General features: G+C 70.0%; 19 protein-coding genes. 6 read left to right on the top strand and 13 right to left on the bottom strand.

All coding sequences use genetic code 11. The features are described from left to right. Positions 1 to 56 precede the first annotated feature (56 nt). The 4 genes from ACW5DW_RS02925 to ACW5DW_RS02910 all read left to right on the top strand — a co-directional run bounded on the left by ACW5DW_RS02925 (position 57) and on the right by ACW5DW_RS02910 (position 3895). Positions 57 to 872, top strand: a complete 816-nt coding sequence (locus ACW5DW_RS02925) for a hypothetical protein (protein WP_457017281.1) — start codon at positions 57 to 59, stop codon at positions 870 to 872. Between the two features lie 62 nt (positions 873 to 934). After that, positions 935 to 1492 (top strand): flavin reductase family protein, encoded by a 558-nt coding sequence (locus tag ACW5DW_RS02920; RefSeq protein ID WP_457017280.1) that lies wholly within the window; start codon positions 935 to 937, stop codon positions 1490 to 1492. Between the two features lie 20 nt (positions 1493 to 1512). Then, on the top strand, positions 1513 to 3468 hold the full coding sequence (locus ACW5DW_RS02915; RefSeq protein ID WP_457017279.1) for an acetyl-CoA hydrolase/transferase C-terminal domain-containing protein: 1956 nt from the start codon (positions 1513 to 1515) through the stop codon (positions 3466 to 3468). A 109-nt stretch (positions 3469 to 3577) separates the two neighbouring features. Beyond that, positions 3578 to 3895, top strand: a complete 318-nt coding sequence (locus ACW5DW_RS02910) for a BolA family protein (protein ID WP_457017278.1) — start codon at positions 3578 to 3580, stop codon at positions 3893 to 3895. A gap of 117 nt (positions 3896 to 4012) precedes the next feature. Here ACW5DW_RS02910 and tkt read toward each other — a convergent pair whose 3' ends face one another. The 13 genes from tkt to ACW5DW_RS02845 all read right to left on the bottom strand — a co-directional run bounded on the left by tkt (position 4013) and on the right by ACW5DW_RS02845 (position 19533). Continuing rightward, positions 4013 to 6001, bottom strand: a complete 1989-nt coding sequence (gene tkt, locus ACW5DW_RS02905; protein ID WP_457017277.1) for a transketolase — start codon at positions 5999 to 6001, stop codon at positions 4013 to 4015. A gap of 147 nt (positions 6002 to 6148) precedes the next feature. After that, entirely contained in the window at positions 6149 to 7465 is a 1317-nt protein-coding gene (locus ACW5DW_RS02900) for a dicarboxylate/amino acid:cation symporter (RefSeq protein ID WP_457017276.1), read from the bottom strand. 114 nt (positions 7466 to 7579) lie between these two features. Continuing rightward, a complete protein-coding gene (locus ACW5DW_RS02895) occupies positions 7580 to 9229 on the bottom strand; it encodes a BatD family protein (protein ID WP_457017275.1) in 1650 nt (549 codons plus the stop codon). Continuing rightward, positions 9226 to 11013, bottom strand: coding sequence for a VWA domain-containing protein (locus ACW5DW_RS02890; RefSeq protein ID WP_457017274.1), 1788 nt, complete (start codon positions 11011 to 11013; stop codon positions 9226 to 9228). Before ACW5DW_RS02890 ends, ACW5DW_RS02895 begins: the two co-directional genes overlap by 4 nt. Further along, a complete protein-coding gene (locus ACW5DW_RS02885) occupies positions 11010 to 12071 on the bottom strand; it encodes a vWA domain-containing protein (RefSeq protein ID WP_457017273.1) in 1062 nt (353 codons plus the stop codon). The genes ACW5DW_RS02890 and ACW5DW_RS02885 overlap by 4 nt, the downstream gene beginning before the upstream one ends. Then, a complete protein-coding gene (locus tag ACW5DW_RS02880) occupies positions 12068 to 12526 on the bottom strand; it encodes a DUF4381 domain-containing protein (protein ID WP_457017272.1) in 459 nt (152 codons plus the stop codon). Before ACW5DW_RS02880 ends, ACW5DW_RS02885 begins: the two co-directional genes overlap by 4 nt. Next, positions 12523 to 13461 (bottom strand): DUF58 domain-containing protein, encoded by a 939-nt coding sequence (locus ACW5DW_RS02875; protein ID WP_457017271.1) that lies wholly within the window; start codon positions 13459 to 13461, stop codon positions 12523 to 12525. The genes ACW5DW_RS02880 and ACW5DW_RS02875 overlap by 4 nt, the downstream gene beginning before the upstream one ends. A 29-nt stretch (positions 13462 to 13490) precedes the next feature. Then, positions 13491 to 14483, bottom strand: coding sequence for an AAA family ATPase (locus tag ACW5DW_RS02870; RefSeq protein ID WP_457017270.1), 993 nt, complete (start codon positions 14481 to 14483; stop codon positions 13491 to 13493). A 150-nt stretch (positions 14484 to 14633) separates the two neighbouring features. After that, positions 14634 to 16529 carry a type IV pilus secretin PilQ gene (locus tag ACW5DW_RS02865; RefSeq protein ID WP_457017269.1) on the bottom strand — a complete coding sequence of 632 codons (1896 nt, stop codon included), beginning with the start codon at positions 16527 to 16529 and terminating at the stop codon, positions 14634 to 14636. Between the two features lie 16 nt (positions 16530 to 16545). Next, entirely contained in the window at positions 16546 to 17088 is a 543-nt protein-coding gene (locus ACW5DW_RS02860; RefSeq protein ID WP_457017268.1) for a pilus assembly protein PilP, read from the bottom strand. After that, a complete protein-coding gene (locus ACW5DW_RS02855) occupies positions 17088 to 17759 on the bottom strand; it encodes a type 4a pilus biogenesis protein PilO (RefSeq protein WP_457017267.1) in 672 nt (223 codons plus the stop codon). The genes ACW5DW_RS02860 and ACW5DW_RS02855 overlap by 1 nt, the downstream gene beginning before the upstream one ends. Next, positions 17756 to 18475 (bottom strand): PilN domain-containing protein, encoded by a 720-nt coding sequence (locus tag ACW5DW_RS02850; RefSeq protein ID WP_457017266.1) that lies wholly within the window; start codon positions 18473 to 18475, stop codon positions 17756 to 17758. The genes ACW5DW_RS02855 and ACW5DW_RS02850 overlap by 4 nt, the downstream gene beginning before the upstream one ends. Beyond that, positions 18475 to 19533: a pilus assembly protein PilM gene (locus ACW5DW_RS02845; RefSeq protein WP_457017265.1), complete on the bottom strand. Its 1059-nt coding sequence runs from the start codon at positions 19531 to 19533 to the stop codon at positions 18475 to 18477. Before ACW5DW_RS02845 ends, ACW5DW_RS02850 begins: the two co-directional genes overlap by 1 nt. A gap of 242 nt (positions 19534 to 19775) precedes the next feature. On the opposite strand from ACW5DW_RS02845, the gene ACW5DW_RS02840 reads away from it, so the two are divergent. Together ACW5DW_RS02840 and ACW5DW_RS02835 are read left to right on the top strand one after the other, a co-directional pair. Then, positions 19776 to 22304, top strand: coding sequence for a penicillin-binding protein 1A (locus ACW5DW_RS02840; protein ID WP_457017264.1), 2529 nt, complete (start codon positions 19776 to 19778; stop codon positions 22302 to 22304). An 85-nt stretch (positions 22305 to 22389) separates the two neighbouring features. Continuing rightward, positions 22390 to 23022, top strand: a complete 633-nt coding sequence (locus ACW5DW_RS02835; protein WP_457017263.1) for a hypothetical protein — start codon at positions 22390 to 22392, stop codon at positions 23020 to 23022. Positions 23023 to 23045 lie beyond the last annotated feature (23 nt).

Below are 23045 nucleotides of genomic sequence, written 5' to 3'. Positions count from 1 at the left end.
TTCCACCGCATGGATCCAGTCTCCGCCCGGGTCAATCAAGGCTGAAGGAGATGCGCATGAAACAGCCACGGATATCGACTGCCAAACTGTGCTGTGTCTTGGCTGCATGGCTGTTGCTGGCACAAGCATGGGGCGGCGAGCCACCGCACGGCGATGAAAGCAGGCACCATTGTCAGCTGGCCCATGCCGACGCGCAGGGCACCTTGCCTGGCGAGATCCTGCCGCCGGCATCATCAAGTGCGGAACGGCCAGGCAATACCGCACGGATCGACCTGAGCACCTACTTGCTCGATGAAACCGAGCCGGATCTCCGGGGCGAGCCTGCCGACGCCGATGTCCGCATCTACGTGGACAACCAGCTCGTCGCGCGCGCCGACGACGCCGGACGGGCTTCGTTCGGAGTACCTGCCGGAGAGTTCGAGCTGACGGCGCTCATACCCTCGACGGCGATCGCGACAGTCACCGTGTCGATCGACCCCGGGCAGACGCGCGCCATCGACCTGGTCCTGGACGACTCGAAGGAGGTCGTCTCCCCGGCCACCGCCGTCGTCGATAGCATGAGCGGCGACCTGCTTCCCCACGACTTCCACACGTTCGGGATCAGGCTGCTGGATGCCGGCGCACATCGACCCGTGCGGTACATTTCGGAGATCGCGATCGAGGACGAGTCCGGCAACCTCCTGCTCCCGCTGAGCAACTCGTTCACCGTCGATGCGAACGGCAACATGCAGCCGGTGGATATTGCAGCGCTGCGGGTGGCCCTACTCCCCTACACCGGCCAGCGACTGGTGCTCAAGGCCCAAGGCGAGGATTCACGTGGCTTCACGCTGACGGCGCGTAAATATCTGCTCATCGCCGGCGACGGGCCGTAGAGCACACCGTGTTAGCGCACGGGGCGGCATCCTCTTGGCCGTCACCGAATCGAGAGGCGCCGATGAAGCCAGTCCGCAAAGCTGCATTCCCCGTCGACAAGGCCCGCCGCTGGCTCGAGCCGGGGCCGGTGCTGCTGCTGTGCACGCAGTCCAAGGACGAACGCGCGATCATGACCCTAGGCTGGCACATGATGCTCGGCTACGACCTGGTGGGCACCTACATCTGGGATGCCAACCGCAGCCATGCGCTGGCGCGGCGCAGCCGCGAATGCACGCTCAACCTGCCCACCGCCGCGATGCTGGACACGGTGGTGCGCATCGGCAACTGCTCCAGCCGCGAGGGCGACAAGTTCGAGCGCTTCGGGCTGGACGCGGAGGCGTCGCGCGAAGTGGCGGCGCCATCGATCGGGCAGTGCCACGCCAGCTTCGAATGCCGCCTGCACGAAACCCGCATCACCCGCGACTACCCGCTGTTCGTATGGCGCATCGTGCACGCGCGGGTCGCGCGCTCGCCGAAGTGGCCGCGCACGGTGCACTACCGCGGCGAAGGGCGCTTCATGTGTTCGGGCGACGAGGTCTCGCGGCGGCGGCTGTTCCGGCCGGACATGCTGGCGCAATGAGCACAACCGGAACCCGCCCTATGGCACACGCCTGCAGCGACCTTGAGGACGCGGTGACGTGGATGCTGGAGCGCCTGCCGCGCGAGCTGCACATCGCCGCGCCGCTGGGCATCGGCAAGCCGCACCGCCTGCTCAATGCGCTGTACGCGCGCGTGGCCGCGGACGCGTCGCGCCCGATGAATCTCTACACGGCGCTGTCGCTGGATCCGCCGCGCGCCAAGCGCGGGCTGGAGGGTCGCTTCATGGCGCCCTTCGCGGAGCGCCATTTCGGCGCGGATTTTCCGCGGCTGGCCTATGTCGATGCGCAGCGGCGCGATGCGCTGCCGGCCCATGTCTGCGTGGAAGAGTTCTACCTGCAGTCGGGCGCCCTGCTCGGCTCGCGGCAGGCGCAGCGGCGCTATGCCAGCCTCAACTACACGCACGTCGCGCGCGCGCTGGCCGATCGCGGGGTCAACTGCATCGTGCAGAAGGTGGCGGCGAATGACGATGGATCGCGTCTGTCGCTGTCGAGCAATACCGACCTGACCTTCGACGCGATCGACGCGATCGTCGATGCCGGCCACCCGCGTCCGCTGCTGGTTGCCGAGATCGACCCGCAGCTGCCCTGGATGGGTGGCGAAGCCGCGGTCGATGCCGGCTGGTTCGACCTGGTGGTGGCACCGCCCCCGCCCTACCCAAAGCTGTTCGCACTGCCGCGCGAACCTGTGGGCGACGCCGAGCACGCCATCGGCCTGTACGCCAGCGCCCTGGTGCGCGATGGCGGCACGCTGCAGATCGGCATTGGCGCGCTGTCGGATGCGCTGTGCCATGCGCTTGCGCTACGCCACACCGACAACGCTGCCTACCGTCGCGTGCTGTCCGCGCTCGACCCGGACCTGCCCACGCACCCGGCGGTACTGGCCAGCGGCGGGCTGGGCCCGTTCGAGCAGGGCCTGTACGGCTGCAGCGAGATGATCAACGAAGGCTTCAAGCGCCTGGTCGAAGCGGGCGTGATCCGGCGCCGAGTCGTCGACGAGGCCGCGCTGATGCAGCGCATGAACGACGGCAGCGCCGACGCCTCCGAGCGCGCCCTGGTCGAGCGCGACGGGCAGTTCCTGCACGGCGCGTTCTACCTCGGCTCGCAGGCGTTCTACGACTGGCTGCACGGCCTCGACGACGCCACGCGCAGCGGCATCGGCATGAAGCGGGTGAGCCACGTCAACGCGCTGTACGGCCAGGACGAATCGCTCGAATGCCTGCAGCGACGCGACGGCCGCTTCTTCAACACCTGCATGATGGCCACCGCACTTGGCGCGGCGGTCTCCGACGGACTCGACGACGGGCGCGTGGTATCGGGCGTCGGCGGGCAGTACAACTTCGTGGCGATGGCGCATGCGCTGCCGGACGGCCGCTCGGCGCTGCTGCTGCGCGCCACCCGCGAGGCGGCAGGGCGGATCGCGTCCAACATCCGCTGGAACTATGGGCACGTGACCATTCCTCGCCACCTGCGCGATCTGCATGTCACCGAATACGGGATCGCCGACCTGCGCGGCAAGGCCGACGAGGACTGCGTGATTGCGATGGCCGCGATCGCCGATGCGACCGCCGCGCCGGCACTGCTGGAAGATGCCAGGCGCAGCTGCAAGCTGCACGCGGAGTTCCGCATGCCGGAGGCCTGGTCGCGCAACAGCGCTACGCGGGTGCGTGCCGCGCTGGCCCCGTTCCGGGCCGATGGCACCCTGCCCGATTACCCGCTGGGCAGCGATTTCGATGACACCGAGCAGCGCCTGGTGCGCGCCCTGGCGTGGCTGAAGCGGCGCACCGGGTCGCGGCGCGCGAAGCTTGCGACGGTTTGCGCAGCCCTGCTGGAGCGGGGCGGGAATGACGGCGACGCGCTGGCGCGCATGGACCTGGCGCAGCCGCGCGGCGCAGGCGAATGGCTGCAGGCCAGATTGCTGCGGCTTGCGCTGGCGCGCACCGCACGGCCGGCGGCGTGAACGCAACGATGCGGTGCGCAGGTTGCGGCGGGCTGGCCCCCACCCCAACCCTCCCCCGCACGCGGGGGAGGGAGCAACCCCGCACCGGCCCCGCGCGTATCATCGACGCATGACCAGCAAAGCCGACCGCCTCCAAACAGCCCTGCAGACGCTCGATCCCGCTCACCTGGATGTGCTGGACGAAAGCCACATGCACAGCCGCGGGCTGGAAACGCACTACAAGGCCGTGATCGTGGGCGAGGCGTTCGCAGGCAAGCGCGCAGTGCAGCGCCACCAGCTGGTCTATCGCACGCTGGGGCCGCTGATGCAGGAGATCCACGCGCTGGCCCTGCACACCTACACGCCGGAGGAATGGGCGCAGGCCGGCGGCGCGCCGGATTCGCCAACCTGCCGCGGCGGCAGCAAGCACGACCGCGCCGGCCCATGAGGCGCGTGCAGCCGGGCCAGCGCCCGCCCCGTGCGATGCCACTGACAGAGCCCCAATGAAACAAGGGGCGCCGGAGCGCCCCTTGTTCATTCCGCAATTGCGGGGCGCGATGCGCGGTTAGAGCGCCTTCGCCGCCGCGACCACGGCATCGACCGTGATGCCGAAGTGCTTGTACAGCTCGCCTGCCGGCGCGCTGGCGCCGAAGGTGTCGATGCCGATCACGGCGCCATCCAGGCCGACGTACTGCCGCCAGAAGCCGGTGACGCCCGCTTCCACCGCAACGCGCTTGCGCACGGCGTTGGGCAGCACCGACTCGCGGTAGGCGGCATCCTGGCGGTCGAACACGTCGGTGGACGGCATGGACACCACGCGCACCTTGTCGCCGAGCTGGTCGGCGGCCTGGGTCGCGAGTTCCACTTCCGACCCGGTGGCGATCAGGATGATCTCCGGCGCACCATTCGAGTCGCGCAGCACGTAGCCGCCGCGCGCGATGTCGCGCACCTGCTGCTCGCCGCGCGGCTGGTGCTGCAGGTTCTGGCGCGAGAACACCAGGCACGACGGCCCGTCGCGACGCTCGATCGCCGACTTCCACGCCACCGCCGTCTCGACCGCGTCGCAGGGGCGCCACACGTCGTTGTTGGGGATGTAGCGCAGCGAGGCGAGGTGCTCGATGGGCTGGTGGGTCGGGCCGTCCTCGCCCAGGCCGATCGAGTCGTGGGTGTAGACGTGGATGCCCGGCGACTGCATCAGCGCGCCCATGCGCACGGCGTTGCGCGCGTAATCGCTGAACACCAGGAAGGTGGCGTCGTAGGGCAGGAAGCCGCCATGCAGCGACAGCGCGTTGGCGATCGCGGTCATGCCGAACTCGCGCACGCCGTAGTTGATGTAGTTGGCGTCCGGCGAGCCGCCGGTCACCGGCTGGCTGCCCGACCACAGGGTGAGGTTGGAGTGGGCCAGGTCGGCCGAGCCGCCGATCAGTTCCGGCAGCAGCGGCGCGAAGGCCTCGATCGCCATCTGCGAAGCCTTGCGCGAGGCGACCACGGGGCCGTCTGCCTGCAGCTTGGCGATGTAGGCATCGGCCGCGGCGGCGAAGCCCTGCGGCAGTTCGCAGCGCATGCGCCGCTGCAGTTCGGCGGCCTGCTCGGGGTACTCCGCGGCATAGCGTTCGACCAGCGTGTTCCACTTCGCCTCGCGCTCGGCGCCCGACTCGTTTGCGCGCCAGGCGTCGGCGATCGGCTGCGGCACGTCGAACGGAACATGCGACCAGGCCAAGCCCAGGCGCGTGGCCTCGACTTCGTCCTTGCCCAGCGGCGCACCGTGCGAGGATTCCTTGCCTGCCTTGGCCGGCGAACCGTAGCCGATGGTGGTGCGGCAGCAGACCAGGGTCGGGCGGTCGTCGTGCTCGAGCGCAGCGTCGATCGCGGCCTTGATGCTGTCCGCATCGTGGCCGTCAACGTCGCGGATCACGCGCCAGCCGTAGGCCTCGAAGCGCGCCGGCGTGTCGTCGGTGAACCAGCCTTCAACCTGGCCATCGATCGAGATGCCGTTGTCGTCCCAGAACGCGACCAGCTTGCCCAGGCCCCAGGTCCCTGCGATCGAGGCGGCCTCGTGCGAGATGCCTTCCATCAGGCAACCGTCGCCCATGAACACCCAGGTGCGGTGGTCGACCACGTCGAAACCGGGGCGGTTGTAGCGCCGCGCCAGCAGCTTCTCGGCCAGCGCGAAGCCGACCGCGTTGGCGAAGCCCTGGCCGAGCGGACCGGTGGTGGTCTCCACGCCCGGTGTCATGAAATTTTCCGGGTGCCCCGGCGTCTTCGAATCGAGCTGGCGGAAGCGCTTGATCTCGTCGATCGACAGGTCGTAGCCCGACAGGTGCAGCAGCGCGTACTGCAGCATCGAGCCGTGGCCGTTGGACAGCACGAAGCGGTCGCGGTTGCTCCACTTCGGATTGCCCGGGTTGTGGCTGTGGTAGTCGTTCCACAGCACTTCGGCGATGTCAGCCATGCCCATGGGCATGCCGGGATGGCCGGACTTGGCGGCTTCCACGCCGTCGATGGCGAGGAAACGGATGGCGTTGGCGAGCTCTCTGCGGCTGGGAGTGGTCATGTGCGCACGGGAAGCGAGGGGAGTGGCCCCGGAACCGGGGGGCGCCATTGTCCCATGCCGCGCCGGGCGTTTGGCAGCGACGCCCGGCTTGCCGGTGTTTTCACCGGCAACCGGTACCGCTGCAACCTTCGCCCAGCCCGCAGCGCGTCAGCGTGCCGCCGCGATGTCGGGTTCGCCGTCCGTTTCCCCGCGCGACACCAATGCGGCGATGCCGAGGTCGCCGGTCACGTTGACCGTGGTGCGGCACATGTCGAGGAAGTGGTTCACGCCCAGCACCAGGCCGATGCCCTCCGGCGGCACGCCGACCATCGCGCAGATCAGCGCCACCACCGGCAGCGAACCCGAGGGCACGCCCGCGGTGCCGATGCCGCCGAGGATGCACACCAGCATCACCATGACCTGCTGGCCGAGGGTCAGGTCGACGTTGAAGAACTGCGCCAGGAAGATCACCGTCACGCCCTCGAACAGCGCAGTGCCATTCTGGTTGGCGGTGGCGCCGATGGTGAGCACGAAGCGCGACACCTTCTTCGGCAGCTTGAGGTTCTCGTCGGCGACCTTGAGCGCGGTCGGCAGGGTGGCGTTGCTCGAGGCAGTGGAGAACGCCATCAGCATCGCCTCCTGCACGCCGCGGAAGAAGGCCAGCGGCGACCAGCCGCCCACGAACCGCAGCGCCAGCGAATAGACCACCAGCATGTGGATCGCCAGCGCGCCGACCACCACCAGCACGAACTGCCCGAGCTTCATCAACAGGTCCCAGCCGAACAGCACGGCCAGGTTGAACATGAAGCAGAACACCGCGTAGGGCGCGAGCCGGATCACCAGCCCGATCAGGGTCATCGAGATCTCGAACAGCCCTTCGATGCCGCGCTTGAGCACCGCGGTCTGCGGCGACGGGGTCAGCACGAGGCCGACGCCGAACATCAGCGCGAAGAACATCAACGCCAGGATGTTGGCGTTGTTGCTCGCCGCGCCGATCACGTTCTGCGGCACGATCGACAGCAGCATCTCCATGCCCTTGGGCTGGTCGGCGCTGTCGCGCACGATCGCCTGCGCGCGCTCGGCGCCTTCGCTGAGCAACTGCGCCGCGAGCGCGGGATCCACGCCCGCCCCGGGCTGGAATACGTTGACCATCACCAGGCCCAGCAGCACCGCGATGCCCGACAGCGCGATGGTCCAGGCCAGCGTGCGCCAGCCGATGCGCCCCAGCGCGCGCACGTCGCCCATCTCCGACACGCCGACCACCAGCGCCGAGAACAGCAGCGGCACGATCAGCATGAAGATCAGGCTCAGGAACAGCTGCGAGAACGGCGTGGTGAGGTAGCGCGTGAGCGCCTCCACCCAGCGGGTTTCCTCGCCGATGCCGTAGTGGACGAACATCCCCAGCACGAGGCCGACGACAAAGCCGATGCCGATCTTCCAGTGCAGCGGCATCGACTTGCGGGTCGCGCGGTTTGGTTCGCTCATCGGCTCTGTCTCTGCTGCAACGAATCGCGGCAGCTTAACAAACCGCCGCGGCGTCTTGCCCGCGCAGGTGCGATCACTGCAGCGCTTGACCCCGGACCATCGCGGCCGCGCCGCTCAATGCCCTCGTGGACCGGGATACAGCGGTGGCAGCAGCTCGGGCGCGGGGCCGACAGGCGTGGCGTCACCGGACCAGACCGGCCCCTGGGCAAAGGCCTCGCGCAGCGCCTCGCGCGCACTGGTGATGTCGCCATCGGCCCAGCGCGCCTGCTGCAGGCGCAACAGCGCATCACGCTGCCGCGGGTCGGCAATCTGCTGCGACAGTGTCTCCAGGCTCGCCGCCGGCGGGCTTGCCAGGGCGCACAGCGCATGCTCGACCTCGGATGGGTCGCCGGCGGACAGCACCCGCTGCAGCGCCCGCGGACTGGTGGTCGGTCCCGGCGGCGACGGTTGTTGCTGCGGAATTGCCGCTTCGTCGGCGCGCGCGCGACGTCGCAGCGCCCAGGCCAGCGTCGCCAGCCAGAGCAGGGCGAACCCGAGCGCGATCCATGGCCAGGCGTTGGTCCCGCGCACGCTGGCGGGGCCGGCTGCATATTCGACCGACGCGGCGGCCGGCGCGGCGCTGCCAGCCGCCACTTCCAGCTCCAGCGCAGGCAGCGATGCGGTGCGGGCCACACCGGCACGCACGTCCCACCACGTCACGCGCGGCGCGGCGACGTGCAGCCTGCCTTCGGCCGCAGGCACCAGCGAGAAGCGGCGCGTCACCTTCGTGCGCAGCCTCCCGCGCTCGAAACTTTCGTCCACCTGCGCGGGCTCGGGAAACACCTGCGCGCCTTCGACCGGCGGCAGCACGAGTTCGGGCAGCTGGCTGGCGGCAGCGCCGTCAGCGACGAGCTCCACGTCGATGGTTGCCGCCTCTCCTGCGCGCGCCTGCTGCGGCGTGGCCACGTAGCGCAGCTCCAGCCCGTGCAGCGGCAGCCAGGGCTGCGGCGCGCCATCGGGCAGCGGCCGCACGTCCAGGATGCGCGGCGGACCGTTGGCCTGCAGCGCGCGACGACCGCTGCCGAACATGTCGTCGAAATACCCGCCCACGCCGGTGCCCTCGAAGCGCGCGCCGGGAATGGTCAGCGTGCCGCTGCGTTCGGGCACGATGAGGAAGCGGCGCTCGACCACGGTGTAACGGCGACCGTCCAGCTCGCGCGTGTACTGCAGGTCGCTGCCGATGCGCTGGATCGATGCACCGTCGGGTTCGGGCTGGTCTAGCTGGCCCGAGACCAGCGGCGTGGCGTAGTACAGGCGCAGCGTGTAGCCGATCGACTGCTGCACGTAGGGCGACTGGCTGTCGGCCTCGCCCTCGATGAACACCGGCTCGCCGGCACGTGCGGGTGCGGTCGATGCGGGCGTCACGGTCAGCTGCAGCGGGCCGGTCGATTCGTTGCCCACGCGCAGTGCCGGAACCGTCATCAAGCCCTCGCGGCGCGGCTTGAGCGCCACCGCGAACAGCACCCGCTCGCGCAGCTGCCCGTTGACCCGGTCCGACCCGCGGCTGCTGCTGTGCGCGCTGAGTACGAAGTCCGGAACCAGCGCGCTGAAATCGGGCATTCGCGCATCGGCCTGGTCGGTCTCGATGTTGAGCGTGGTGGTCTCGCCGACCTCGATGCGATCGCGGTCGAGCCAGGCGCGCGTGGCGGCGTGCGCTGTCGTGAGGCCGCCCGCGAACGACAGGACAAGTGCGCAGGCCAGCGCGCGGGCGATGTGCAGGCTCATGGTATGGGTCCCCCGCCGTGGCGGCGCTGGTGTTCCAGGCGGAAGCGGGCGCGCAGCAGTCCACCCGGATCGTCGGGCACGCGCCGCAGCCAGGCTTCGCCGGCCTGGCGCCGCTCGCGCTCGGCTTCGCTCTCGGCCTGCTCGGGATCGCCGGGCGCGCGCTCGCCCTGCTCCGCGGGCTGGCCGTCCTCCGCCAGCGCCTGCTGCATGCGCTGCCGCTGTGCTGCGTCGGCTTGATCCTGCGCCTGATCGTCGCTGCCTGTGGGTGTCTGCGCAGGCGAGGCGTCGCGCTCCGGCGGATCGTCCGGCGGCGTCGACGGGGGCGTCTGCGGCGCGTCGCTGCCTGGCTCGCCCTGGCTTTGCGCTGGCGGCGCGTCGGGCGTGTCTTCGTCGCCCGCTGCGCCGGCGCCTTTGCGTTCGTTGTCCGCGTCCTGTTGCTGTCGCGACTGGCCGTCGCCGGGCGGCGGATTGCGGCGCAGGGCAGCTTCGACCACCGCGCGGTTGTGGATGGCGTCGGCCATTTCCGGCTGGACGCGCAGCGCCTCGTCGTAGGCTTCGAGCGCCGCCTCGAGCCGTCCGTCCCGGGCCAGTGCATTGCCGCGGTTGTAGGCGGCCTCGTCGCCGGGCAACGCCTGGAACGTCTGCGCGGCTTCGGCAAAGCGTCCTGCGCGATAGGCGTCCAGCGCCTCGCGCATGCGCGCATGCCCGACCTGGTCGGCGCGCCGCCAGGGCGTGCCGGCTGGCGCGTCCGGAAGCTGCGTCTGCGCCTGTACTTGCGGCAAGGGCAACAGCAGGCAGGCGGCGAGTACCGCGATCCCCGCGCCGCGGCGGAACGCCAGCAGCGCCAGCAGCATCAGCGGCGGCAGCAGCCACCAGCCCTCGTCGCGCGCGATCCGGGCTTCGCTGCGCGACCCCGCCGCCGATCCGGGTGCCGGTTCGCCCGACAGCACCTGCAGCGCGACAAGGTCTTCGTTGCCGGCGGAAAGGGCTGCGTAGCGGCCGCCTCCCGCGGTCGCCACGCGCTGCAGCGACGCAGCGTCCAGGCGCGTCGAGCGCAGGCTGCCGTCCTGTGCGCGGTAGGTCGCACCCGCCGCCGTGCCCAGGCCCAGCACGGACACCCGGAATCCGGCCGCCGCCGCGCGCCGGACGGCCGCCATCGTGGCCGCGTCCGCGGCGTGGCTGAGCAGCAGGATGTCGCCCGCCGAATGGCCGGCCTGCTCCAGCAGTCGCATCGCGGCGAGCACGGCGCGGGCGGGGCGGTGTCCTTCGGCGGGCATCACCTCCGGCGCCAGGGCGTCGAGGAAGAGCGCAACGTTTGCGGCATCCGCGGTCAGCGGCGCAACGGTGTAGGCATCGTCCGCGAACGCGACCAGCGCCACCTCGCCACCACCGCGCTCTCGCAGCAGCGTCGCCAGCTTGGCGCGCGCCTGCAGCATGCGCGAGGGCGGCAGGTCGGACGCGAGCATGGCGTCGGACAGGTCGATCGCGATGACCAGCGCGCGGCCCTGCGGCTGCAGCGGCACCTCGCCTTGGCGCCAGCTTGGGCCGGCCAGGGCCAGCACGGCCAGGGTCCACGCCAGCAGCCGCAGCAGCAGGCCGCCCAGGCTGCTGCGTGTCGTGCCTGGCTCGAGCAGGTGCGGCAGCAGGTGCGCATCGACATGCCTGTGCCAGACGCTGGCCTGGCGCCGTCGCCACCACCACCCTGCGGCGAGCAGCGGCAGCGCAAGCAGCGCCCACAGCCAGTCCGGGCGCAGGAACTGCAGTTGGGCGAGCGCGTCGGTCATGCGCCTTCCCCACTGGCGTCGTCGTGCTGGCGCTTTCTGCCAGGCAGGCGCGCCGATGGCCACGGTGCCATCGCCAGCAGCGCCGCCAGCAGCGCGCCCGCCAGCGGCCAGGGATAACGTTCCACCATCGGTCGCAGCGACTGGCCTGGCCGGACCACCGGTTCGAGGCGGTCGATCTCGGCATAGATGCCGGCGAGCTCGTTGGCATCGCGGGCGCGGAACGCACGGCCGCCGGTGACCTCGGCGATGCTGCGCAGCGCGTCCTCGTCGATTTCCGCCTCATCGCTGGGCAGCTGGATCCCGAACATCGTCCGGCTGGTGTCGCCGCCAAAGGCGATGGTGTGGATGCGCACGCCCTGGTCGCGTGCCAGCTCGGCGGCCTTCATCGGTTCGACCTGCCCGGCCGTGTTCACGCCATCGGTCAGCAGCACCAGCACCTGCGTGCCGGGCGCGCGCTGCTCGGTTCCGCGCAGGCGCTTGATCGCCAGCGCGATGGCATCGCCGATCGCGGTCTCGCGGCCGGCCAGCCCGACCACGCTGTCGAGCAACTGCAGGCGCACGCTTTCGCGGTCGAGCGTGAGCGGCGTGAGCGCGTAGGCACGCTGGCCGAACACGATCAGGCCGACGCGGTCGCCCTCGCGCCGGTCCAGGAAGTCCGCGATCACCGCCTTGGCTGCAGTGAGGCGGTCGACCACGTCCGCACCCAGGCGCATGTCCTGCTCGCCCATGCTGCCGGACAGGTCGACCGCCAGCATCAGCTCGCGACCGGACGCCGGCGGCTGCAGCAGTTCGCCGGGTTGCTGCGGCCTGGCGGCCGCGACGCAGAGCAGGCACCAGGCCAGCAGCGCCAGCGGCGGCATGCCGCGCACCGCAACGCCCTCGCCCCGCAGGACCAGATCCTCGATCCGCCGGCTCCACGGCACGCGCAGCGCCGGCAGCGCATGTCGCGCCGGCGGCAGCCATCTGCGCGCCAGCCACGGCGCGGGCAGCGCGAGCAGCATCCACGGCCAGGCCAGGCGCGGCAGCAGGTCGGCCCAGGCGCTCAACGCATCGATCATCGACGCACCTGCATCCAGTCGATGAAGCGCGCGCGCGCGATCACGCGCAGCGCCTCGACCTCGGCGGCATCCACGTCCTGCCGGAAGCCACCATCGCGCAGGATGGCGCCAGCGCCAGCCGAGAACACGGGTTCGGGTAGCCCTTCGTCAAGCAGAAGCAGCCAGGCATCGCCGTCGCGCGTGGCCGCCTCCGGCACGCGCCGGGCCGCGGCACGGCGCAGCAGCTCGGACATGGCGACCACCTGTCCGGGGCGCGTGGGCGCAGCGGCAAGGGTGTCGTCGAACAGCCGGGCGACCAGGCGGCGACGTCGCGCCCGGCGCCAATGCAGCCAGGCCAATACGAGCGCGACGAGCAGCAGTGCGCCCGCCACGATCCACCAGCCCGGCGCCAGCGGCCACCACGGCGGCGCGACCGGCTCGTGCACGTCGCGCAGCGGCAGCTGCAGCGGACTCATGGTCGCGCCTCGGCGCGCCCGCCGGGGACCAGCCAGGACTGGCTGGGGGCATCAGCCCCGAGCAGGATGACGCGCACGCCGCGCGCGCGCAGTCGTACTGCGGCACGCTCGGCTGCACCCGAGAACGCATCGCGCCAGCCGCGACGCAGCAAGGCGCTGCCCAGGTCCGGCTCCACGCGCCGTCCGGCGCCGAGCAGCGGCAGGCGCTGCCGCGGTGGATTGCGCTCCAGCGCATCGTCGATCAGCACGACGGTGGCCTCGTGGTGCATGGTCAGCGCCGGCCACGTCGCGTCGGGCACGGCGTCCAGGCTGCCGGCGTCGGCCAGCACCAGCAGCCTCGAGCCTGGCCGCAGCAGGCGTCGCGCACGCGCGAGCGCATCGGCCAGCCCGGCGTCATCTGGAGGCGTCCGCGCGTACCAGCGCGCGAGCGCGTCGAGTACGTGCAGGGCGCCGCGGGTTCCGCCTGCCGGCGCAACCGGCGCTTCGGCATCGCTGCCGCGCAGCGCCGCGACCCGGTCGCCGTCGGCGATCGCAGCCCACACCGCCACCGCACCTGCACGCGCGGCCTGCACGGACTTGAAGCGCACGCGCGTGCCGAAATACAGCGCAGGCGAGGTATCGGCCACGATCAGGGTGAGGCGCTCGCGTTCGGCCTGGAACAGCTTGGTGTGCATGCGGCCGCTGCGCGCGGTCAGCCGCCAGTCCACGTGCCGCGCATCGTCGCCGCGGGCGTATTCGCGCGACTCCGCGTACTCCATGCCGCGGCCGCGCATCGGCGACGGCGCCGGGCCGTTGACGCCATGGCGGCCGCGCTGCGGCGGCCGCCGCGCCTGCGCGACACCGCGCAGGGCGACCAGCTCGGCCAGCGTCGGCACGACGCCGTCCGCGCGATCCTGCGGGGGTTCGTTGGCGTGATCGGCGGGGTGGGCAGGCATCGGCGCGTTCGGGGACTGGGGTGGCTGCTTCAGGGCAGCGGCACCCGGGCAAGCAGCGCCGCGACCAGCCGCTCGCCGTCCCAGCCCTCGGCGGTGGCTTCGTAGCTGGGCAGCACGCGATGGCGCAGCACATCGGGGGCCACCTCGCGCACGTCATCAGGGGTCACGAAATCGCGCCCCGCCAGCCAGGCGCGCGCGCGGGCGCAGCGCTCCAGCGCAATCGAGCCGCGCGGGCTCGCGCCCCAGGCGATGCGTCGGGTCAGCTCGGCGTCATAGCGGGACGGGTCGCGCGAGGCCAGCACCAGCTCCACCAGGTAGCGCTCGACCGCTGGCGCCAGGTGCAGGTCCAGCACCGCGGCGCGGGCCGCGAACACGTCCGCCTGGGGCATCCGCGTCGGCTCGTGCACCTTTGCACGCAGGCCGTCGCGGGCACGCTCGCGCGCCAGGCGCAGGATCTCGGTCTCGGTGCCCGGATCCGGGTAGTCGACGCGCACGTGCATGAGGAAGCGGTCCAGCTGCGCCTCGGGCAGCGGGAACGTGCCCTCCTGCTCGATCGGATTCTGCGTCGCCATCACCAGGAACAGCGCCGGCAGCGCATACGTCTGCCGCCCGACCGTCACCTGCCGCTCGCCCATCGCCTCAAGCAGCGCCGACTGCACCTTGGCCGGCGCGCGGTTGATCTCGTCGGCCAGCAGCAGCGAATGGAAGATCGGCCCGGGGACGAACTCGAATCGTGCTTCCTGCGGGCGCCATATCTCGGTGCCGGTGAGGTCGGCCGGCAGCAGGTCGGGCGTGAACTGGACGCGGGCGAAGTCGCCTTCGACGCGTTCGGCCAGCGCGCGCACGGCGCTGGTCTTGGCCAGCCCCGGAGCGCCCTCCACCAGCAGGTGGCCGTCGGCCAGCAGCGCGATCAGCAGTCGCTCGACCAGCGCGGCCTGGCCCAGGATGCCACTGGCCAGGTCGTCGCGCAGCGCGGCGAAGGCCGCGTGCAGGCGTGGGGTGTCGTCGCGGGAAGTATCCATGGACCGCCTTGGCTGCGAGCGTCGAAGGGCATTGGACCAGGCCCGGACGGGTAGGTTCAGTGCCGGAGGCCACGCTAACCCGTCCGCGATGACGGCACGCCAAACGCAGACGGGGCCCGAAGGCCCCGTCTGCGCGAATGATCGCTGCCGTCAGCGCTGCGCGACCCGCAGCACCTTGGGCGTGATGAAGATCAGGAGCTCGGCCTTCTCGCGGTCGCGGCCGCGCCTCTTGAACAGGTTGCCGAGGATCGGGAGGTCGCCAAGGAACGGGACCTTCGCGATGTCGCTGCGATCGCGGAACTCGTACACGCCGCCGATCGACACGGTCTGGCCATCTTCGATCAGCACCGCAGTGGTGATCTCGCGCTTGTTGATCTGCGGCACCTGGCCCAGGCCGACACCGACGGAGATGAAGCTGTCGATCTCGTCCTTCTTCAGCGCAATGTTCAGGAACACGCGGCCGTCGTTGGTAATGGTCGGGGTGACCTTCAGCTCCAGCAGTACGTCCTTGAACTCCACGGTCGGGATGCTGTTGCTCTGCCCGCCGGTCACGGTCAGGTAGCCCACTTCCTGGCCCTGCCGGATCACCGCTTCCTTCTGGTTGCTGGTGACGATGCGCGGGTTCGACACGACCTCGCCCCGGCCGTCTTCCTGCATAGCCGAAAGCTCGAAGGACCAGTCGATGCTGCCGCCGAGAATGGTCAGAGCCAGGGATCCTGCACCCTCACCAGCAGGTCCGTTGAAATTAAGTCCGCCAGTCTCGCCGCCGATGGCGCCGGGAATCGAACCGCCCAAAGATGGGCCAAAATCACCATTCCTTGGCCGGTGGATACCGAACCTCGCACCGATGTCGCGCGAAAACGACTCGTTGGCGATGACGATGCGCGCTTCGATCACGACCTGGTCGACCGGCTTGTCGAGCATCATCACCAGGCGCTGGATCTCGGTCACGCGCTGCGGGATGTCGATCACCAGCAGGGTATTGGTGCGCCGGTCAAAACTGAGGCTGCCGCGAGAGGAGAGGAAGCCGCGGCTCTGCTGGCTGGCACCCGACGATCCGCCGCCGCCGCTACCCATGCTGTTCTTGCTTTCCTCGGTCAGCAGCTTGGCGATGTCTTCGGCGTTGCCGTAGCTGATGGGCATGTACTCGGTGACCATCTCGGCGCGCTCCTCGAGCTCCAGGCGCGCATCTTCCTTGGCCTTCTCGAACGAGGCGATCTCGGCCTGCGGGGCAACCCACACCACGTTGCCGTTGCGACGCTTGTCGAGCTGGCGGGCCTGCAGGACGATGTCCATCGCCTGGTCCCAGGGCACGTTGATCAGGCGCAGGGTGACGTTGCCGGTGACCGTATCGCTGGCGACGATGTTGAGGTTGGACTCTTCGGCGATCAGCTGCAGGACGGTGCGCACCGGCACGTCCTGGAAGTTGAAGGTCACCGGCCGGCCGGTGTAGGCGCGGGCGGCCGAGGCCTGTGCAGTCGTGGCCGTTGCCGACGGGCTGCTGGCGCCGACCGCGCGCTCGGACGACGCGGCGCGCGGCACGATCTCCACCACGTAGTCGCGACCGGTCTGGTAGGCCATCGACTCGAAGTTGCCCTGGGTGCTGAGCACCAGCTGCGCGCCCTCGCCGCTCTGGCGGGCGTCGATGCGCTGCACCGGCGTCGCGAAGTCGGTGACGTTCAACGGGCGCTGCAGCGATGCAGGCAGCGTGGCGTTGCCGATGTTGACGACGATGCTGGAGCCCTGGGTACGGAGGTCCGGGTTCGCGCCGTCGCCGTCGAAACGCAGGATCAGCTTGCCGGCGCCGCCGTCGCCGCGCTTGAAGTCCACGGCCGAGACCGAGACCACGCCGGGGACCTGCTTGGCCGGGTCGAGGGCGGCAGCAGCCTGGGCCATCGCCAGCCCGCCGGGTGCGAATGCACGCAGGTCAGGAGCGCCTGCTGCAGCCGAGGCCGAAAGCAGGCCGGCGAAGAGGCCGATAGCCAGGGCCTGGACCGGGATGGCTGGCCGGACAGGCTGCCGATTACGCACTGTGGTGACGGTCATCTTTGACTTCCCCTGATCAATTGTCTTCGAGCGCAACCGAGGCCGACCGTTCAAGCCAGCCGCCAGCGCCATCCGGCACGAGTTCGACGAGATCGATTCTATCGCCCTGCACACCGGTCACCCGGCCATCGTTCTGGCCCATGTAGGCGCCGGGTGCCACGCGGTAAGTCACCTTGTCGGGCGCCATCACCAGCGCAAGCATGGACGCGCCGGTATGCAAGGTACCGACCATGTCCAGGCTGTCGAGCGGGTACTGCTCGAGGATCTGCTTGCGTCGATTGGAGTCGGGCCGCGGGCCGCTACCGCTGCCGTCATCGCCAAACACGGCGCTGAAGGGATCGCGCAGGTCCTGCGCCGCGTATTCGAAGGTCTCGAACTGCTGCATCACCGGCAGCGGATCCAGCGGCGGCGCCGGACGCGCCTTCACGTTGGCCACCCATTCGTGCAGGTTGGGCGCCTCGCCGGGCGTGCTGCCGATGCCGCGGACGCAGCCGCCGAGCGCCAGCGCCAGCGCCAGCACGCATGCCATGGCGCCGGCCGTGTTCCTGGAAATTCCCATCAGCGAGCCCCCCCGGCAGCCACCGCAGCCTGCTCCTGGGCAGCCGCCTCTTCCTCGTCCAGGTAGCGGTAGGTCTTGACCGTTCCCGCCAGCTCCAGGCTTGAATTGGGGGTGATGCCGGCCAATGCGTTGGTGCCGCTACCGCGCGGGCGCAGCGAGATGTCGTGCATGGTCATGATCACCACCCGCGGCAGCGACGCCACGCCGCTGACGAACGCGCCGAACTGGTGGTAGGTGCCCACCATCTTCAGTTCGATCGGCTTCTCGGCGTAGAACTCCTTGGGCGCTTCCGGACCGGGCTTGAACAGCTCGTTGTGGATGCCCGTGGCCAGCGCGGTCTGCGAGATGTCGTTGATCAGCGCCGGCATCTCGGTACGGCTGGGCAGCTGGCGCAGCATCTGCTGCAGCTGCTGCTCCATCTGCGCGAGCTGCTGCTTGAGCGGCTCGAGGTTGGCCGCACGCCCCTGCTTGGTCTCGAAATCGCTCCGCAGTTCGGTTTCCCTGCGCTCCAGGTTCTCGAGTTCCGGACCCTTGGGACGCGTCACCACGTACCAGAGCAGGCCGAAGATCAAGGCCGCAAGCAGCACGCAGAAGCCGATCTTGTACTCACGCGGCCACGAGCCCATGTTGTTGAAGTCGAGCTCGCGCAGCGACACCTTCTTCTTGCTCACTGGGCAGCTCCTTGGACAGGCGCGGACTCGGCCGCGGACTCCAGCGCTGGCTCGTCCGCGACGGCCGGCTCGCCCTCGGGCGTCGCGGCGGCCACGGGCGCGGCGGCGGCCGGCTCGGCGTTGACCGGCGGCACCGGATCCGGAATGCCATCGCCGTCCTCGTCCTTCGGCGCGTTCGGATTGGCCAGTTGCACCGACAGCACGAATGCGTAGGGCAGTCCGGCCACGCCGTCGCGTGCCTCGATGATCGACAGGTCCGGCCGGGTCATCCAGCCCGAGCCTTCCAGGTTGCGCATGTAGGCACTGACGCGCGAGTTGGACTGCGAACGGCCTTCCAGGGTGAGCTTCTCGCCCTCCTGCTTGATCCCGGTGAGGATCACGCCATCGGGGATGGTGCGCACCAGCGAATCGAACAGGTGGACCATCTGCGAGCGGTTGGCCTGCAGCTGCTCGATCACGTCCTTGCGCGCCAGCAGGCGCGCGCGCTGCCGGTCCAGCACCTCGATCTCGACGATCTTCTGGTCGACCGTGGCGATCTCCTGCTCCAGGAAGCTGTTGCGCTCCTGCTGCCCGGAAATCTGCGCGTTGTAGTACATGTTGAACAGGAACCAGAGCAGCAGGCCGGCCAGCGCGGCCATGCCGAGCATGACGCCGAATTCCTTCTGGCGAAGCTTGCGGCGCTCCGCGCGCCACGGAAGGAGGTTGATCCGGGCCATCAGTCGAAGCTCCTCAGGGCGAGGCCGCAGGCGATCATCAGGGCCGGCGCGTCCTGGGCCAGCGCGTGCGCCTGGACCCGCGAGCCCAGCGTCATCTGTGCAAGCGGGTTGGCGATCACGGTCTGAACGCCGAGCTGCTCTTCGACCATCTCGGAAACGCCCGGGATCGACGCGCAGCCGCCGGCCAGCACGATCTGGTCGACGCGGTTGAACTCGCTGCCCGCATAGAAGAATTGCAGCAGGCGGCTGATCTGCTGGACCAGCGCCTCCTTGAAGGGCTCGAGCACCTCGATCTCATAGCTCTCGGGCAGGCCGCCCTGGCGCTTGGCCAGGCCCGCCTCCTCGTAGCTCAGGCCGTAGCGGCGCATCACTTCGTCGGTGAGCTGCTTGCCGCCGAACACCTGCTCGCGCGAGTACAGGCTGCGGCCGTTGCGCAGGATGTTGAGCGTGGTCATCGTCGCGCCGACATCGACCATTGCCACGATGCCGTCGCGCGGGATGCTGAGCGTATTGGCGATCAGGCCGAAGGCGTTCTCGATGGCGAAGGCCTCGACGTCGACCACCTTCGCGGTCAATCCGCCCAGCTCCAGCGCCGACGCGCGCATCTCCACGTTCTCCGAGCGCGAGGCCGCCAGCAGCACCTGCACCATCTCGGTATTGCCGGGCATGCCGCCCAGCACCTCGAAGTCGAGGTTCACTTCCTCGATCGGGTACGGGATGTAGTTGACCGCCTCGAGTTCGACCTGGGATTCCATGTCGTCGTCGTCCAGGTCCGCCGGCATCGGGATGATCTTGGTGATCACCGCCGAACCCGACACCGCGGCCGCGGCGAACTTCGCCTTGCTGCCCGAGCGCGACATGGCGCGGCGGATCGCCTCGCCCACGGCCTCGACCTCGACGATGTTCTTCTCGACCACCGCGTTGGGTGGAAGTGGTTCCACGGCGTAATGCTCGACCCGGTAGCGGTCCCCGGATCGCGACAGTTGCAGCAGCTTGACCGCGGTCGAACTGATGTCGACCCCGACAAGCGGCGCTTGACTTTTTGTGATCAGCCCCACGTTTTTCCCCTTTGCCACGGGCGCTTACGTGCGCAACGTGCCCCGGAGCATTAAATAACGGACTTTTCATCCGCTGGCAACCTCTGGCTCTCCGTTGCGTGCCGGACTGCCCGCCTTGAGGGGTCCGCCGGGGGTGGCCCGCCGCCCTGGACGCGCCTCCCGCCAGCCTCCCCTCCGGCCGGCCGCGCCGATGCGCATGGACCCACGGGACAACCCCGCCCGACCTCTATAATCGGGCCCCTATGCCAGCGCCCACCTCCCCTCCCCGCAAGAAACCCCGCCTGCTGCTCCGCGTCCTGCGCTGGGCACTGCTGGCCGGCATTGTCCTCGCCATCGCCGCCGGCGCGGCTGCCGCGATCGTCTACCAGACGGTGTCCTCGAAGCTGCCGGAGGTGCACAGCCTGCGCGACATCGAGATGCAGGAGCCGATGTACGTGTACGCACGCGACGGCAAGCTGATGGCGCTGTTCGGCGAGATGCGGCGCTACCCGGTCAAGATCGAAGACGTGCCCGAGCGCCTGAAGCAGGCCTTCCTCGCCACCGAGGACGCGCGCTTCTACGAACACGGCGGCATCGATTACAAGGGCGTGGCGCGCGCGGTCTGGCTGTTGGCCAAGACCCGCGGCCAGGAGCGCGTGCCCGGCGGATCGACCATCACCCAGCAGGTCGCACGCCAGTTCTACCTGAGCACCGAGTACAGCTTCACCCGCAAGTTCGCCGAGATGCTGCTGGCGCGGAAGATGGAGCAGGAGCTGAGCAAGGACGAGATCTTCGAGCTGTATCTCAACAAGAGCTTCTTCGGCAACCGCTCGTATGGCATCGCGGCGGCGGCGGAGTTCTACTACGGCAAGGCGCTCGACCAGCTCGAGCTCGACGAGATCGCATCGCTGGCCGCGATCCCGAAGTTCCCATCCAGCGGCAATCCGCTGAGCAATCCCGAGCGCGCGCGCGAGCGGCGCGACGACTACGTTCTGGCGCGCATGCACGAGCTCGGCTTCATCAGCGAAGCCGAGTTCCTGCAGGCGCGCGCGACGCCGATGCACGCCAAGCCGCACGAGCGTCCGGTCGAGTCCTATGCACCGTACGTGGCGGAAATGGTGCGCCTGGAGATGGAGGCGCGCTTCGGCGGCGACGTGCTCAGCCGTGGCTACCACGTCACCACCACCATCGACCCGGTGATGCAGGCCGCGGCCGACCACGCCGTGCGCAGCGGCCTGGCCGCCTACGACCACCGCCACGGCTGGAGCGGCGCCGAGCAGAGCTTCGAGCTGGCGGCGGACGAGGATGCGGCCACCGCGAGCGCGCGGCTGCGCGGCATTCCAGCGCAGGGCGGGCTGCTGCCGGCCGTCGTGCTCGGCACGGGCACGGGCACCGCCGATGTGGTGCTGGCCGACGGCATCACGCTCACCCTGGATGCGGCGTCCAGCCGCTGGACGGGCAAGAATCCGGCCGCCCTGGTCAAGCGCGGCGACCTGGTGCGGGTGGCGCGGATCGAGAAGGCGGGCAAGCCCGCGGGCGACGCGGTCGTACCGCCCACGGTCACCTGGCAGCTCGACCAGCTGCCGCGCGGCCAGGCCACCCTGGTGTCGCTGGAGCCCGACAACGGCGCGCTGCGCGCCCTGGTCGGCGGCTTCAGCTACGCCGGCAACAAGTTCAACCGCGCCACCCAGGCCCGCCGCCAGCCCGGTTCGAGCTTCAAGCCCTTCATCTACGCGGCCGCGTTCGAACGTGGCTTCAATCCGGCCTCGATCGTGCTCGATGCACCGGTCGTGTTCCGCATGCGCCGCGGCCAGGAGTGGCGCCCGCAGAACTCCGATGGCCGCTTCCTCGGTCCGATGCGGCTGCGCGAGGCGCTGGTGCGTTCGCGCAACCTGGTGTCGGTGCGCCTGCTCGACGCGGTCGGCGTCGACTATGCGCGCCGCTACATCAGCCATTTCGGCTTCGAGGAATCGGAGCTGCCGCCCAACCTGTCGATTTCGCTGGGCACGCCGTCGCTGACGCCGCTGTCGGTTGCGCGTGGCTACGCGGTGTTCTCCAACGGCGGCTTCCGCATCGATCCCTGGTTCATCGACGAGGTGCGCGACCGCAACGGCGAGCTGGTGTACAAGGCCAATCCCGCCGTCGCCTGCCGCGGCTGCGCGGCCAACGAGCGCGGCGTCCAGGTGGCGCGCGCGAACGTGGTCGACGGCTTCAACCTCGGGCCCGCGCGACCGGTCACCGCTGCGGCCGAAGGTGACGAAACGGCCGCGGAAGCTCCCGTGGAGCTGCCCGAGGACGCGGTCCTGGCGCCGCGCGCAATCGACGAGCGCGTGGCCTACCAGCTGGTGTCGATGATGCGCGACGTCGTGCAGCGCGGTACCGGCGCGGCGGCCAAGGTGCTGGGGCGCGAGGACGTGGGCGGCAAGACCGGCTCGACCAACGACCATCGCGACGCCTGGTTCTCCGGCTTCGGCGGCAACCTGGTCACCTCGGTCTGGGTCGGCCGCGACGACAACCGTTCGCTCGGTTTCCGCGAATACGGTGGCCGCTCCGCGCTGCCGATCTGGATCGATTTCATGCGGGTGGCGCTGGAAGGCGTGCCGGTGGCGAGCAACGATCCGCCGCCGGGCATGGTCAAGGTCGCGGTCACCGCTGGCGGCCAGCTGCTCCCGACCACTGCTGGCGGCGGCATCGGCGAGTACGTGAAGGTCGAGGACCTGGAACGCATGGAAGCGCTGAACCCGTTCGAGTTCGACGACGTGCCCGCCGAAGAGGCGTTCGACATCTTCTGATCCGGACGCCGCCGCCGGCGCGCTTGACGTTGACGTTTTCCGGGGCTGGGTTACAGTCGGGACGTCGCAGGATCGGGGGACCGTGATGCACCGCGCCCGCCAGCACGCCGAAACCCGCACCCGCGAGCGCCGGCACCGCCTTGCCCACGAGGCCGCGCGGCTGATGGCCGAAGGCGGCATCCGCGATTACCACCAGGCCAAGCGCAAGGCGGCAGAGCGGCTTGGTTTCCACGACGACGCGTCGCTGCCGCGCAACCGCGAGGTCGAGGACGCGCTGCGCGAGTACCAGCGCCTGTTCCTCGGCGACAGCCACACCGACGACCTGCGCACCCGCCGCGAGGCCGCGCTGCACGCACTGGAGTTCTTCGCCCGTTTCGATCCGCGCCTGGTCGGACCGGTGCTCGACGGTACCGCCGATGCGCGCGCGCCGGTCAGCCTGCAGCTTTACTGCGACGATGCGGACGCGGTGGCACGCTTCCTCGAGGAGGCAGGCATCCCCGCCGAACTGCGCAGCCGACGGTTGCGGCTGGACCGGATGCGCGAGGGCGAGTTTCCGGCGTGGATGTTCAGCGCGGAAGATCTGGGCTTCGAACTGACCGTGCTGCCGGCGCTCGCGCTGCGCCAGGCGCCGCTGTCGGCCGTGGACGAGAAGCCGATGAAACGCGCCTCGGCCACGCAGCTGCGGCAGCTGCTGGCCGGGGACGAGGTCGCGGAGTAAATCGCGTCTCCAGCTGCGCGCTG

The sequence above is a fragment of the Luteimonas sp. A482 genome (assembly GCF_054072655.1).
Note: the sequence above shows the minus strand (reverse complement) of the source record. Positions and strands in the feature narration are given on the sequence as shown.

What these genes read in the sequence shown, in the direction of transcription:
- ACW5DW_RS02865 (WP_457017269.1), bottom strand. Translation starts at nt 16,529, where the DNA reads ATGACCGTCACCACAGTGCGTAATCGGCAGCCTGTCCGGCCAGCCATC.
- ACW5DW_RS02925 (WP_457017281.1), top strand. Translation starts at nt 57, where the DNA reads ATGAAACAGCCACGGATATCGACTGCCAAACTGTGCTGTGTCTTGGCT.
- ACW5DW_RS02840 (WP_457017264.1), top strand. Translation starts at nt 19,776, where the DNA reads ATGCCAGCGCCCACCTCCCCTCCCCGCAAGAAACCCCGCCTGCTGCTC.
- ACW5DW_RS02870 (WP_457017270.1), bottom strand. Translation starts at nt 14,483, where the DNA reads ATGGATACTTCCCGCGACGACACCCCACGCCTGCACGCGGCCTTCGCC.
- ACW5DW_RS02835 (WP_457017263.1), top strand. Translation starts at nt 22,390, where the DNA reads ATGCACCGCGCCCGCCAGCACGCCGAAACCCGCACCCGCGAGCGCCGG.
- ACW5DW_RS02915 (WP_457017279.1), top strand. Translation starts at nt 1,513, where the DNA reads ATGGCACACGCCTGCAGCGACCTTGAGGACGCGGTGACGTGGATGCTG.
- ACW5DW_RS02920 (WP_457017280.1), top strand. Translation starts at nt 935, where the DNA reads ATGAAGCCAGTCCGCAAAGCTGCATTCCCCGTCGACAAGGCCCGCCGC.
- tkt (WP_457017277.1), bottom strand. Translation starts at nt 6,001, where the DNA reads ATGACCACTCCCAGCCGCAGAGAGCTCGCCAACGCCATCCGTTTCCTC.
- ACW5DW_RS02890 (WP_457017274.1), bottom strand. Translation starts at nt 11,013, where the DNA reads ATGACCGACGCGCTCGCCCAACTGCAGTTCCTGCGCCCGGACTGGCTG.
- ACW5DW_RS02910 (WP_457017278.1), top strand. Translation starts at nt 3,578, where the DNA reads ATGACCAGCAAAGCCGACCGCCTCCAAACAGCCCTGCAGACGCTCGAT.
- ACW5DW_RS02875 (WP_457017271.1), bottom strand. Translation starts at nt 13,461, where the DNA reads ATGCCTGCCCACCCCGCCGATCACGCCAACGAACCCCCGCAGGATCGC.
- ACW5DW_RS02860 (WP_457017268.1), bottom strand. Translation starts at nt 17,088, where the DNA reads ATGGGAATTTCCAGGAACACGGCCGGCGCCATGGCATGCGTGCTGGCG.
- ACW5DW_RS02900 (WP_457017276.1), bottom strand. Translation starts at nt 7,465, where the DNA reads ATGAGCGAACCAAACCGCGCGACCCGCAAGTCGATGCCGCTGCACTGG.
- ACW5DW_RS02850 (WP_457017266.1), bottom strand. Translation starts at nt 18,475, where the DNA reads ATGGCCCGGATCAACCTCCTTCCGTGGCGCGCGGAGCGCCGCAAGCTT.
- ACW5DW_RS02880 (WP_457017272.1), bottom strand. Translation starts at nt 12,526, where the DNA reads ATGAGTCCGCTGCAGCTGCCGCTGCGCGACGTGCACGAGCCGGTCGCG.
- ACW5DW_RS02895 (WP_457017275.1), bottom strand. Translation starts at nt 9,229, where the DNA reads ATGAGCCTGCACATCGCCCGCGCGCTGGCCTGCGCACTTGTCCTGTCG.
- ACW5DW_RS02885 (WP_457017273.1), bottom strand. Translation starts at nt 12,071, where the DNA reads ATGATCGATGCGTTGAGCGCCTGGGCCGACCTGCTGCCGCGCCTGGCC.